Annotated in this window: 15 protein-coding genes; 3 read left to right on the plus strand and 12 right to left on the minus strand. The window is 31.5% G+C overall.

All coding sequences use genetic code 11. The features are described from left to right. Positions 1-290: 290 nt before the first annotated feature. From G0Q09_RS03300 to G0Q09_RS03315, 4 genes are all read right to left on the minus strand, one after another. Positions 291-2,066, minus strand: a complete 1,776-nt coding sequence (locus tag G0Q09_RS03300; protein WP_219033958.1) for an AMP-dependent synthetase/ligase — start codon at positions 2,064-2,066, stop codon at positions 291-293. Between the two features lie 131 nt (positions 2,067-2,197). Further along, positions 2,198-3,964: an AMP-dependent synthetase/ligase gene (locus G0Q09_RS03305; protein ID WP_219033959.1), complete on the minus strand. Its 1,767-nt coding sequence runs from the start codon at positions 3,962-3,964 to the stop codon at positions 2,198-2,200. A 105-nt stretch (positions 3,965-4,069) separates the two neighbouring features. Beyond that, positions 4,070-4,405 (minus strand): methyltransferase domain-containing protein, encoded by a 336-nt coding sequence (locus G0Q09_RS03310; protein WP_219033960.1) that lies wholly within the window; start codon positions 4,403-4,405, stop codon positions 4,070-4,072. Then, a complete protein-coding gene (locus G0Q09_RS03315) occupies positions 4,383-4,724 on the minus strand; it encodes a hypothetical protein (RefSeq protein WP_219033961.1) in 342 nt (113 codons plus the stop codon). The genes G0Q09_RS03310 and G0Q09_RS03315 overlap by 23 nt, the downstream gene beginning before the upstream one ends. 107 nt (positions 4,725-4,831) lie before the next feature. On the opposite strand from G0Q09_RS03315, the gene G0Q09_RS03320 reads away from it, so the two are divergent. Both G0Q09_RS03320 and G0Q09_RS03325 read left to right on the plus strand, forming a co-directional pair. Continuing rightward, on the plus strand, positions 4,832-5,413 hold the full coding sequence (locus G0Q09_RS03320; RefSeq protein WP_219033962.1) for a DUF6642 family protein: 582 nt from the start codon (positions 4,832-4,834) through the stop codon (positions 5,411-5,413). A 64-nt stretch (positions 5,414-5,477) separates the two neighbouring features. Continuing rightward, positions 5,478-6,878 (plus strand): alkaline phosphatase, encoded by a 1,401-nt coding sequence (locus G0Q09_RS03325; RefSeq protein WP_219033963.1) that lies wholly within the window; start codon positions 5,478-5,480, stop codon positions 6,876-6,878. A gap of 54 nt (positions 6,879-6,932) precedes the next feature. Here G0Q09_RS03325 and G0Q09_RS03330 read toward each other — a convergent pair whose 3' ends face one another. Genes G0Q09_RS03330 through G0Q09_RS03365 form a run of 8 tightly spaced genes read right to left on the minus strand, consistent with a single transcriptional unit; the run spans position 6,933 to position 11,205 of the window. Continuing rightward, positions 6,933-7,379 (minus strand): VOC family protein, encoded by a 447-nt coding sequence (locus G0Q09_RS03330; RefSeq protein ID WP_038330748.1) that lies wholly within the window; start codon positions 7,377-7,379, stop codon positions 6,933-6,935. Between the two features lie 27 nt (positions 7,380-7,406). Beyond that, positions 7,407-8,063, minus strand: a complete 657-nt coding sequence (locus G0Q09_RS03335; protein WP_219033964.1) for a DUF2461 domain-containing protein — start codon at positions 8,061-8,063, stop codon at positions 7,407-7,409. A 3-nt stretch (positions 8,064-8,066) separates the two neighbouring features. Then, complete coding sequence (locus tag G0Q09_RS03340; protein WP_219033965.1) at positions 8,067-8,531, minus strand: DUF1801 domain-containing protein; 465 nt, start codon at positions 8,529-8,531, stop codon at positions 8,067-8,069. Beyond that, entirely contained in the window at positions 8,531-9,478 is a 948-nt protein-coding gene (locus tag G0Q09_RS03345) for a DUF1801 domain-containing protein (protein ID WP_125388319.1), read from the minus strand. The genes G0Q09_RS03340 and G0Q09_RS03345 overlap by 1 nt, the downstream gene beginning before the upstream one ends. Further along, complete coding sequence (locus G0Q09_RS03350) at positions 9,466-9,921, minus strand: SRPBCC domain-containing protein (protein ID WP_125350073.1); 456 nt, start codon at positions 9,919-9,921, stop codon at positions 9,466-9,468. Before G0Q09_RS03350 ends, G0Q09_RS03345 begins: the two co-directional genes overlap by 13 nt. A 3-nt stretch (positions 9,922-9,924) precedes the next feature. Then, complete coding sequence (locus tag G0Q09_RS03355; protein ID WP_125350072.1) at positions 9,925-10,317, minus strand: VOC family protein; 393 nt, start codon at positions 10,315-10,317, stop codon at positions 9,925-9,927. A 12-nt stretch (positions 10,318-10,329) separates the two neighbouring features. Continuing rightward, positions 10,330-10,737, minus strand: coding sequence for an SRPBCC family protein (locus G0Q09_RS03360; protein WP_219033966.1), 408 nt, complete (start codon positions 10,735-10,737; stop codon positions 10,330-10,332). A gap of 21 nt (positions 10,738-10,758) precedes the next feature. Beyond that, the gene (locus tag G0Q09_RS03365) at positions 10,759-11,205 is read right to left on the minus strand and encodes an SRPBCC domain-containing protein (RefSeq protein WP_219033967.1); all 447 of its coding nucleotides are present in this window, start codon (positions 11,203-11,205) and stop codon (positions 10,759-10,761) included. Positions 11,206-11,378: 173 nt separating this feature from the next. Between G0Q09_RS03365 and G0Q09_RS03370 the strand changes: the two genes are divergently transcribed. After that, positions 11,379-13,229, plus strand: coding sequence for a CocE/NonD family hydrolase (locus G0Q09_RS03370; RefSeq protein WP_286494907.1), 1,851 nt, complete (start codon positions 11,379-11,381; stop codon positions 13,227-13,229). Positions 13,230-13,266: the final 37 nt, after the last annotated feature.

A 13,266-nucleotide genomic window follows, 5' to 3' on the forward strand; every position in this document is an offset into this window, starting at 1 on the left:
TGATTGTAAACATTTACCAACTAATTATTTTATTCCAAAAGGAGAAAATGATTCATTTTTTGAATTATTCTTAAGAGAGAATAATGGTAAACTTCAAGTTAATTCACTTTATAATGAATTTGAAACTCATGGAAATAGCTAAGAGAAAGTAGATTTTATTATATATACCGATAACGCTTCTTTTATGGATAGTATTGAAAAAGTAGATTATACTGTGATTCGTGGTTATACTAACGAAAGAATGAATCCATAAAAAAATCCCTCAACTCATGATGAATTGAGGGATTTTTTTATTTATAAATTTCTTCGAATTCTTTCTGATATTTCTTTAGAATAACTTTACGTTTTAATTTCAAAGTTGGAGTTAATTCTTCACCTTCAATCGTAAATTCATGCGCTAAAATTGCTGGTTTCTTAATCTGTTCCCAATTTCCAAAAAACTGATTTGCTTTACGAACTTCTTGATTAATTACTTTATGAACTTCTGTAGATGCTATGAATTCATCGCGAGAAAGATTACTAATTTCAGGTGCATTTTCTTTTGCCCATTCTTTCAGATTTGCATAATTCGGAACAATAAAAGCTGACGCAAATTTTTGCGCATCACCAACAATCATTGCTTGCTCAATAAAATTTGATTCGACAAGTTTTGTTTCAATTGGTTGAGGAACAACATATTTTCCACCAGAAATTTTGAACATTTCCTTTTTACGATCAATGATTTTCAAGAAATGACCTTCTCCTTCCTCCCAAACTCCAATATCACCTGTGTGCAACCATCCATCAATAATGACCTCATCGGTCGCTTTTTGATTTTTATAATAGCCCATCATCACATTAGGACCTTGAACCAAAATTTCTCCATCTTCGGCTAATTTTACCTTAACATCTTTTATTGGTGAACCCACAGTCCCTATTCGAACACCTAATTTATGCGGATTATTTACAGTGATTAAAGGCGAAGTTTCCGTCATTCCATATCCTTCAAAAAATGGTAATCCAGCCGCCATAAAAACACGCGCAATTTTACCTTGCAACGAAGCACTTCCCGAAATAATATATTTGAAATTACCTCCTAACGCTTCATAAAATTTATTCAAAACTAATTTTCGAGCTAAAGCTAACTTCACATTATACACCAAAGATCGTTTCTTCGCATCAGGTTCATATTGAGAAGCAATATTAATCGCCCAATCAAAAACTTTTCGTTTTTTTCCTGTTAAAGCGCTACCTGTTTTTAGGATTTTCTCATAAACTTTTTCCATCACTCGAGGAACAGCAGTCATGATATGAGGTTGTACTTCATTGATATTATCACCAATTTTTTCAAAACCTTCGGCGAAATAAACCGTTACACCAATATATAAATAGGTATAAATTACAGTTCTTTCGTATGTATGACAAGGCGGTAAAAAAGTCAAACCTCTTGTTCCTTCTTCTAACACTACAATTTCTTTTGCCGCAATAAAATTCGAAACCAAATTATTATGAGATAACATTACACCTTTCGGTTTTCCTGTTGTACCAGACGTATAAATTAAAGTTGCTAAATCTGAATTTCGGACAATTGAACTAAGGTTATTTACATATTCGTCTGTAATATCTTTTCCAATTTCTTTTAATTCTGACCAATTTCGAGAATCTGGGAACTCATTAATAGCAAAAACGTATTCTAAACTATAAATTGTGCCAAACATTTTATTGATACGTTCATACAAATTTTTTGTACTTACAATACACAATTGTATTTCTGCATCATTGAAAATAAATTGATATTCAAAATCTGTAATATTTGGATAAATCGCTACTACAACAGCACCAATTTGCTGAATTGCAAAATCAATTACATGCCATTCATAGCGGCTTTCACATACAAGTCCTACTCGATCGCCAGGTTTAACTCCCAAAGCCAATAAACCTTTAGAGATTTCTCTTGTTTGCGCAATAAATTCGGATGGTTTTGTAAACTTCCATTCGCCATCTATTTTACTTGCAAACATATTATGATTGGGATAAAGTTCTTGTTGACGATAAGCTAAGTCAAAAATTCGTGTAGGATTATTCATTTTCTAAATACTAAACTTTATAAAAAAGAGTGCAAATTTGGTTCAAAATTTTCATAAATCAGTTTTATTTCATGAAAAAAGCAAGATTAATAAAAATCTTGCTTCATTATTTTTCTAAAAAATTGATGTTTTTATTGATAAATTCCGTCAATTTCTTTTTTATATTTTTCTGAAATGATTTTACGTTTCATCTTCAAAGTTGGTGTTAATTCTCCCGCTTCAATTGTAAATTCATAAGATAATAAATGAAATTTTTTAATTTTTTCCCAATTTCCAAAATTGATATTTAATTTGTTGATCTCATTTCCTATCAATTCATAAATTTTTGGATGTGTTAAAAACTCTTCACGAGGTAAATTAATCAATGAAGATTCATTTGTTTTTGCCCAATCAATACAGTTTTCATAAGAAGGAATAACCAAAGCAGCCGGGAATTTTCGTCCTTCTCCAACTACCATAATTTGTTCGATATAATTAGATTCGGAAAGAATTTTCTCAATTTGTTGTGGCACAACATATTTTCCTCCAGAAGTTTTGAACATTTCTTTTTTACGATCGATAATTTTTAAGAATTTATCATCAACCCATTCACCAATATCGCCCGTATACAACCAACCATCTTTCAAAACTTCAGCAGTCGCTACAGGATTTTTATAATATCCTTGCATGATATTTTTACCTTTTGCTAAGATTTCTCCATCTTCAGCTAATTTAATTTCGATATCAATCAGAGGAATTCCGACAGTTCCGATTTTCATTCCACGTTTGATACAATTTACAGATAAACAAGGTCCGGCTTCTGTTAAACCATAACCCTCGTAAATTGGAATTCCGGCTGCTAAATACAATTTTAATAAACGAGTTTGTAAAGTTGCACTTCCCGATGCAATTCCTTTGACATTACCGCCAAGCGCCGCTTTCCATTTCGAAAAAATTAATTTTCGAGCAATGTTTAATTGAAATTTATACCAAGCAGAAAGTTTTGATTCATCTAAATCATACTGTTCTCCTAACGAAATTGCCCAAAAGAATAAAGCTCTTTTAACTCCTGTTAATTGTTCTCCAGTCGCCATTATTTTATCGTAAACTTTCTCTAAAACACGTGGAACAGCCGAAAAAATATGTGGTTGAACTTCTTTCATATCTTGCCCAATCGTATCCATTGATTGTGCAAAATAGATTGGTAATCCCATTTTGATGTACACGTATTGAAAGACGCGTTCATACGCATGACAAGCAGGTAAAAAAGACAACGCTTTATCATACGCTTTTACAGGAAAAGAATATTCGGAACTATTGACATCAGCCAATAAATTTTCGTGAGAAAGCATAACGCCTTTCGGGTTTCCTGTTGTTCCAGAAGTATAAATAAGAGTTGCTAAATCAGTTGGTTTTACATTGTCCATCTTCGTTTGTAAAACCTCATCAGAAATAGAAATTCCTTTCGAAATTAGCTCAATCCAATTTGGTGTATGCGGATAAGTATTAAATGTATAAACTTGTTCAAGATTTGGAATACGATCTTTGATTCCTAATAATCGTTGATACAACGCATCATTGCTCACAAAACAAAGTTTAATTTCGGCATCATTTAGAATAAATTCGTAATCATTATCCGAAATATTGGGATAAATTGCCACAACAACAGCTCCAATTTGCTGAATTGCAAAATCTACTAAATTCCATTCTAAACGATTTTCGCTGATTAACGCAACTTTATCATTTTGTTGAACACCATTTGCAATCAAACCTTTCGAAATATTATTTACTCGATTGATAAAATCTGTTGTCGAAATTCCCTTCCATTCTCCTTTTTCTTTGTAATTAAAAATCGAAATGTTAGGTGTATTTTTTTCTTGAAATCGAGATAAATCGAATACTCTTTGTGGTTGTTTCATATTCTTGAAATAAGGATACAAATTTCTGCTAATTCTTTCTACTTTAGAAATTATTTACTCATTCTTTTCTCAAAAAAATTAAGTTTATTATCAATAAAAATCATTTTATTTTTTTGCAATAATTATACTATACTCTCTTTCAACTTTTTCGCCAGCTTTGCTAATTACACTTTCTGAAAATGTTTTTCTATTTTCAATAGAAAATTTAGCTGATTTCAATAGTTTTATCACTTCGTCTTCTGTGTATAAATTGAAGCCAAATTGAGTAAAAGGTAAAGTTTCCATAAATTCCTTTTTAGCAAAAGTAAGAGCAAATTCCCCATTGAATTTCAAGACTCTATAAATTTCACTCAAGAAAAATTTAGGATTTTTCCAAAAATAGATTGTATTCACTGTGAAAATTTTATCAAAACGTTTTTCATAAAAAATGAATTCTTTCATCCATAATTATTTCAAATCTAATATTTGCATTCAAATAATCAGAATTGTTCGTGATAGCACTATTTTTCATGACCTGTGAAAGTTCTAAACCAATATATTCTAAATCCTTTGCTTGATTTAATACATAAGGTAAATGCTTACAATTTCCATGACCTAACTCTAATATTTGTTCTTTATTTTGTAATTGTAAATGATCTATTGTCGTTTTTATCATACCAAAATTACTTTCATTCATTTGCTCACCAACTTCAATTCCTTCGTCTCCATTTGGACAACTCAATTGTTCCGCAAGATTTTGTAAATCAATATTATTTTTCATTAAATTTATTTATATAGAATAATTCTAAATTAATAAATATTAATCATTGTTCGCGTGATTTTAATCATTTAAAAATTACATCTTACCTTTGAAAAATAGTAAAATAGATGAAGGATATTATACGAACTGAAGACGAAGATGATTTCAAATTGTTTTGTTTGGAATCTGTAGCAGATATTGAAGAGCAAAATGATTCGCAATTATTGGAATTTTTGGAACATTTGGCTCGAGAATTTCAGATTACAAATGTTTATAAAACGACTGATAGCTTTGAAGGTTTCGAAGAAAGTTTGACCAATCTTCTTTATCATGATAAATATTTTAGAGATTATAAAATCATTTATTTAGTTTTTGAAGGCGAAGGAAATCAAATTCAAATTGATGATTATTACTATAGTTTGGAAGAAGTAGCAGAAATTTTTCAAGGAAAACTAACCGATAAAATTGTTCATTTTGCAAATACAATGAGTTTAAATTTGGAAGACGAAAGTTTTCAATATTTTATTGATGTTACAGGAGCAAAAGCCTTATCTGGATATGTAAACCCTTCTCCAATTTTGAGTACAATTTTAGATCAATATTATTTTTGTTTAGCAAAAGAAATTGATGACGAAGAAGAGCTTGTACATGCATTGTTTGATAAACACGCCAATATATGCCTGAAATTAGGATTTAGATTGTATCATTAATAAGATTTAACAATAAGCTAAAACACTTCTCAGAAATAATCTATTCATTTACAAAAATAATAAAATGGATAGACGTAAATTTCTTAGAGGATCGGCATTAATTTCTACAGGCTTAATTCTAAATCCTTTCGATTTATTTGCTCAAAATAAAATCAAACCTAATCTTTCTACAAATTCTGCAAAGAATATTATTTTTATGATAAGTGATGGAATGAGTTCCGGAACTCTTGCTATGGCTAATTTGTACAACATACAATTGCATGGAAAAAATGGTAATTGGATAAATCTTTATGAAGAAAATAAAGTAAAAAGAGCTTTAATGGACACCGCTTCTGCAAGTTCTATTGTTACCGATTCAGCTGCTGCAAGTTCAGCTTTTGGAGGTGGAATTCGTGTGAAAAATGGCGTATTAAATATTAGCACGAATGGAGAACATCATGTTCCGATTTGGCAAAAGTTCAAAAAAGCGGGTAAAAGAACAGGGTGTGTGACTACAGTTACTATTACTCATGCCACTCCAGCTGGTTTTTGTATAAATTCTGCAAGTAGAAATGCAGAACCAGAGATAGCTGAAAAATATGCCGAAATTGGCATTGATGTTTTATTAGGTGGTGGTGATGAGTTTTTTAATTCATCCAAAAGAGAAGACAAGAAAGATTTGTATGCTATTTATAAAAATAAAGGCTATCAAATTGCGAAAACAAAGGAGGAATTAGGAAAATCTCAAAACAATAAATCTCTATTAGGTATTTTCAATACTGGAGCAATTCCTTACGCAATCGATCATAAAAATCTCTCAAAAAATAAATCTATTCCTACACTTGCCGAAATGACTAAGGTTGCGATTGATAATTTGAAAGATCATCAAAATGGTTTTGTATTGCAAGTAGAAGCTGGAAAAGTGGATTGGGCGGCACATGCAAATGATGTTGCAGGATTAATAAATGATCAAATTGCATTTGATGAAACAATCAAAACTGTAATGGATTTTGCTGAAAAGGATGGAAATACGTTAGTTATCATCACAACTGATCACGGAAATGCAAATCCAGGAACTATTTATGGAGCTGATGTAAACAAAAAATTTGAAAGTATTGTTAATTATAAATATACCAACGAACATATTTTGAATGAAATTCACGAAGATTTTAATATACAAGAAATCAAAGATTGGATTGTCGAAACAAATGGTTTTAGTTTAACTGATGATGAAGCAAAACATATGTTAGATTTTTACAAAGGTTTGGATAAAGAAGAAGGATTATATAATTTCAAAAAGCTTCCGTTCAAATTTTTCTCTGAAATTCAGAAAAAACACAACAATGTAGGTTGGATAAGTATGGATCACTCGGGCGATTATGTAGAATTAGCTATGTATGGACCAGGAAGTGATTTGTTGAAGCCATTTGTAAAAAATACAGATCTTCATCAACTTATGTTACAAGCAACGAACGTAAATGTATAGTAAACAAAAACCTCTCAAGTTGAGAGGTTTTATGTTTTATTCTTAAACTATATTTTACATCGAATGCGCTTTATTTCCTTCGAAATGAATCATCCAAGGTGTTCCAAATTGATCAATAAAAGACGCATAAAGCTCAGCAAAAAACTGCTCAGCCAAAGGCATTTCTAACGATTTTGCATTTACCGAAAGACGATCATATAATTGATGCGCTTCTGCGGGATTATCAACATCAAGCATAATGTAATTATTATTTCCAGCTTTGTATTGATGTCCAAATTCTTCAATAATATCAGAACCCATTAACATTGTTGTTTCATTAATAAACAATGCCACATGCGAAACTTTATCCTTTGCACTTTCTGGAATCTGAAATTCTGGATTTGGCGGCATATCTCCCATTTTATACATCCCAATATTTTGCGTTTCAAAAACAGTTTCATAAAACTGAAATGCCTTTTCGCAATCTCCGTTAAAATTTAAGTAAGCGTGTACTTTAGCCATAATATTGTGTTTTTTGTGATTATTTTTTTAATATAATGATTGACCATTTTCATCGGTTGTTAAAACCTCGGTCATATAATCTAAAAATGGTTGAAGAACTTGAATTGATTTCGCCACTTTCTGCGGAAAATCTTTTGCTAAAACTTCTTCATCTGTAAAATTCTTAATAAACAAATATTGCTTTTTACGTAATAATTCAATTCGTTCATGATCTTTAGAGAAACCTTTTGGCGCAGATTTCACTTCATCTCCTTGCATTTCTCCAAATTCTTTCTGAATCGTTTTTGATTGCAAAATCTTTGCTAATTCATCCGAAACTTCAATATCTTTTCTGATACGAAGCAAATCATCGCGCTCTGGTCCCCAAAAACCAACACCTATAAAATTATGATTCGGTTGAATATGGAAATAATACCCACCTCTATTAAGCGGTTTTTTGCGACCTGTTTGCGCAGAAAAATGAGTTTTATAAGGAGTTTTATCATGAGAAAAACGAACATCTCTGTAAATTCTATAAATTTTAAGCGGTTCTAATTCTTCCTTTTTACTTAATTCTTGGTAAATCACATTGAAAATTGAATCTGCTTCAGCTTTCGCTGTATCAAATTCAACTTTATGTTCTGTAAACCATTCGCGGTTATTATTTTTTTGTAATTTATTTAAAAATTTATCGATTTGTGACATGATTTATTTTTTTCGATTAAGTAGAACTTTTTCATAATTTTCTATCCATTCTTGTGGCGTAATTTTTTGCGCTAATTTTCCGATTAATTCGAACGGAATATCCTCCACTTTTTTGAAACGAATACAACTTTTTCCCATATCTAATTTACGTTTTGAGTATTTTGGATATTCATCAACAAACCAATTCAGCAATTTATTGTCCATATAAATTCCCATGTGATATAACGCAATGAAATTCTTTTGAGAAGCAATATTGATAAACGGCAACGGTGATTTCGGATCGCAATGATAACCATTCGGATAAAGTGAAAACGGTACAACAAACCCAAGATGACCATAGCTCAACTGCAACTCGAAACCAGTGGGTAATTTATCTGCCAAAATTTTAATTAATTTCTCAACAGCTTCTTTTCTTTCTACTGGAATTGACGTTAAATATTCTTCTAAATTTGCGACTTCATATTGCATTATTTTCGATATTTATCATTCAAACCTTTTCCTTCTAAAATCATAGGTTTTATTTTTTCGATGCGAGAAATTTTCGTTTTCTCTTGTTTTGCTTCATCAATATATTCGATGTATTCTTTTTGTCTTCCTGAAGTTAAAGCTTTAAATGAAGTAAATAATTTATTGTTTTGATTTAGAGTTTCTTTCAAAATCCCATCAACTTCTTTTGGTACAGATTTTTGAGGTTTTATTTCCTTTCCGTCTTTCACCAATTGAATCGCTTCTAAGACATATTCTCTTACTTTTTCGACATCAATTTCATCGGCAGAATTAAATCTCCATTGACGCAAAGCTTTCGTTTTTTCTTCATTCGCATTCACCAAAACTTTATATTGATCTTTCAAGAAAACGCCATTGTGAAACCACAACGCAAAATGATTTTTGAAACCACTAAATGCCAACACATTTTTCTTGTTAAACGTATAAATATCTCCACCCCATTTAAACTCTTTTACAAGTTCCGTTTCATTTACAACTTGTTGAATTTTCTCATTCGCTTCTGCCCAATTACCATTGTATTTCGTCCATTCTTCAGCTTTCTGATCTTTCATCAAACTAACTTTATACAACACAATTTCTCTCAATAATTTCTTCGGTAAAACTTTATCCAAAGGAAGTTGTATTGTACCTTTTGATGTTTTATAATCGGTTAAATCATTTTTAAAATGTTCGATTGTTTCTGCTCCAGGATAAATCCCTACATGATTTTTGAACATCGCAAAATGAATCACATTTCCATTCAAACGAAATGTTGGCATTTTATAATTAATCGTTTCCATTGCTCTTGGTACAGCTTCATGAATAATTTTTCTTACGTTTTCTAAAATCTCCTGTTTAGCTTGATCAAACCCAAGAATATATTCATCAATAGTTGTGAAATTATCTGTCATCATAATTAATCTTCGCAAATCTCTTTCAGTTTGCGCAGTGCATTTATCCACATTTCTCTGACTTGAGTTTCTGGAAAAACCTGATCATCTATCTCCACCGAACAGGTTAATCGTGTGTGACCTTCTACATCTTCCATTTTATAGGTTTCTTCTGTATTTTTCCACGCATCAATTTCTGGTCCATCAAAAATTTCTTGACCTTCTTCATTCAGCTTTCCTATATGACGCATTTTGATTGATTTTCCAATAATATTTTCATCTATTGTAGCAATCATCGCTGCCGAACCTTTCTCGGTATCATAAGTGAAATAAACATGAGAACCTTCGGACCAATCTCCTTTAAAATCTGAAGTTTCACTAAACGATTTCGTCCAAATTTTATACGAATCTGGCGCAATCATTACTTTATGCACATGTTTAGGCTGCGCATAAATTACTTCTGTAAACGATACTTTTTTCATATTTTAAGCATTTGCTAATCCAAAAACAGCTCCAGCAGGATCTTCTACAATTGCAAATTGAAGATTTCCTTCTTTATTTTTAATCTCATGAATAGATTTCCCTCCCATTTCCAACGCTTTTTGTAAACTTTCCGCAACATTTTCTACACTAATGTACATAATCCATTGAGAAGGAATTCCTTTATTCATACCACGTTTCGTACAAACTCCACCAGCCGCATTTTCTGGAGAAGACATCATTGCATAATCATTGTATTCTTCTTCGCCATCTTTCATCGCAACATTTTTGACTTCCCAACCAATCACTTCTTTGTAAAAATCTTTTAATTCAGTCGAATTTTCAACAGTTAAATCAGCCCAAACCATTTGACCAATTTTCGATTTATTTTCTTCCATCTTCTACTATTTTTATCGATTTGATTCAACATAATTTTTGAAACTATTCAAAATAGCTTGCCAACCTTGTTGTTGCATTTCAGTAGGATTTTGACTTTCTGGTTCAAATTTTTCTGTGATTTTGGTTAAATTATTTTCTTCATGAAAATTAATTTCAACCTTACGACCATCTGCGATGTAATAACGAATAAATTTATTTGGAATGATTTCATCATATTTAGCTTCAAATTCGAATTGAAAACTGCCATCTTTCGCAGCCATCGTATTCTTTAATTTTCCACCAACTTGCAAATCATTTTCTGCTTTCGGACAATGCCAATCATCAGAAGCTTGATTCCATTTTACAATATCTTCAGGAGAATTAAAAGCTTTCCAAACTTGATCTATTGGAGCATTTATTATTGTTTCGATTGTGATCATACGTATGTCTTTTGTTCATTTTTAAGGTTTCATAAAATCAAAAGCACCTTTGCGCAAATTAATTCCATATTCGAGATAAGCTTTCAAACAAGCCAAGAAATTAGCCCAACCTTCTGTTTGTCCCATCAATTGCTTAATTCCAGCTTCATCATCATTCATTTCATGTTCAATGACTTTGACAATTGTCGAATCATTTTCTCCTTTTTCAAGAAAAATTTCCACCAACATATCATCAACACCGCCACTCCAATCAAACGAAATGTATTCATCTTGTTTTAAATCGCCTCCCATTACAGGAAAAATATCATCAAACTCAGGGAATTTCCATTCAACAATTTTTCCAGTTTCGATAGCACCCGTAGAAGAAGCGATAAAATATTGATTCATCTTATTTGGATTAACAATCGCATCAAAAACTTCATTTTTAGGTTTCTGAATTTGAATTGTTGCTTTTGCAGTTAACTTCATTTCAATTGATTTTGGCTAACTAATTTAGTCAAAAAAAGTGTTCGAATTTTCAAATTCATAAAAAATAATTAAAACTTTATCGATATTGAAATCATTTGTAGAAAATAATTCGATTTATAAGTGTAAAATTTAAAAGTTTTTTACATTTATAGTATTGTAAAATTGATAAACACGTGAAAAAATTTACTCAAAAAGCAACTCTACTTAGTCTTATTTTGATGAGTGGAATTAGCTATGCGCAAGTTGCAAAAGCAGATTCTGCCTATGTTAGAGAGCATTATGAAAAGACCGAACAATTGATTCCGATGCGAGATGGAACGAAATTGTTCACGGCTATTTATACGCCAAAAGATCAAACCAAAAAATATCCTGTTTTACTTAATCGAACACCTTATACCGTAGCGCCTTATGGAGCAAATGAGTATAAAAAATCGCTTGGAAATTTCCCTGCAGAAATGCGCGAAGGTTTTATTTTCGTGTACCAAGATGTGAGAGGAAAATGGATGAGCGAGGGTGAATTTGAAGATGTACGACCTGTTAATAAAACGAAAAATAAAAAAGCGATTGACGAAAGTACAGATACGTACGACACATTGGAATGGTTGGCAAAAAACATGAAAAATTACAACCAAAAAGCTGGAATCTATGGAATTTCTTATCCTGGTTTTTATTCAACAATGAGTTTAGTTAATTCGCATCCAACCTTGAAAGCTGTTTCGCCACAAGCACCAGTTACGAATTGGTTTTTAGGCGACGATTTTCATCACAATGGTGTATTATTTCTGAATGATTCTTTCAAATTTATGTCGTCATTTGGTGTAAAACGTCCGCAACCAATTACGCCAGATAAAGGTCCAAAATCATTAGAATATCCAATCAAAGATAATTACCGTTTTTATTTAGAAGGTGGATCTGTAAAGGAATTGAAGGATAAATATTTTCAAGATAATATCAAATTCTACAATGATTTGTTTGCACATCCTGATTATGATCAATTTTGGCAAGATAGAAATCCTTTGCCACATCTTACCAATGTGAAACCTGCTGTGATGACGGTTGGTGGTTTCTTTGACGCAGAGGATGTTTATGGTGCTTTTGAAACTTATAAAGCAATTGAAAAGCAAAATCCGAATGCGACAAATATTTTGGTCGCTGGACCATGGTTTCATGGTGGTTGGGTTCGCTCTAAAGCCGATACGTTTGGCGATATGCAGTTTGGAACGCCAACAGGTGAATATTATCAGCAACAAATTGAATTACCTTTTTTCAATTATTATTTAAAAGATAAAGGAAATTTCAAACCGACAGAAGCGCAAATCTTTATCACAGGTTCTAACGAATGGAAACAGTTTGATACTTGGCCACCAAAGAATGTGACAACTCAGAAAATGTATTTGCAAGCCAACGGAAAAATATCTTTTCAACAGACTAATAATACAAGTTTTGATGAATATGTAGCAGATCCAAATAATCCTGTTCCATATCAAGGTGGTGTTTTAGAAAGTCGTCCACGAGAATATATGGTCGATGATCAACGATTTGCGTCAACTCGTCCTGATGTTATGGTTTATCAAACCGATATTTTAACGGAAGATATGACAATCACAGGTCCAATTATAAATCATTTATTTGTTTCATCAACAGGAACAGATGCTGATTATGTAGTAAAATTGATTGATGTTTTTCCTGAAGATACACCAAAATATAATGGGAAATTGATGGCTGGATATCAAAATTTGATTCGTGCCGAAATTATGCGAGGAAAATACCGCAATAGTTTTGAAAAACCCGAAGCAATGGTTCCTAATCTGAAAACAAATGTAACGTATTCTATGCCAGATGTTGGACATACTTTCAAGAAAGGACATCGTATTATGATTCAAGTTCAAAATACATGGTTTCCTTTAGCAGACCGCAATCCGCAACAATTTATGAATGTTTATGAAGCAACCGCGAAAGATTTCTTGAAACAAACACAACGAATTTATCACGATTCTTACATCGAAATTCCAGTTTTGAAATAACAAAAAATCCAACAAGTAATTTGTTGGATTTTCTATT

The organism is Empedobacter falsenii (assembly GCF_019308355.1).
GTDB classification, from domain to species: domain Bacteria; phylum Bacteroidota; class Bacteroidia; order Flavobacteriales; family Weeksellaceae; genus Empedobacter; species Empedobacter falsenii_B.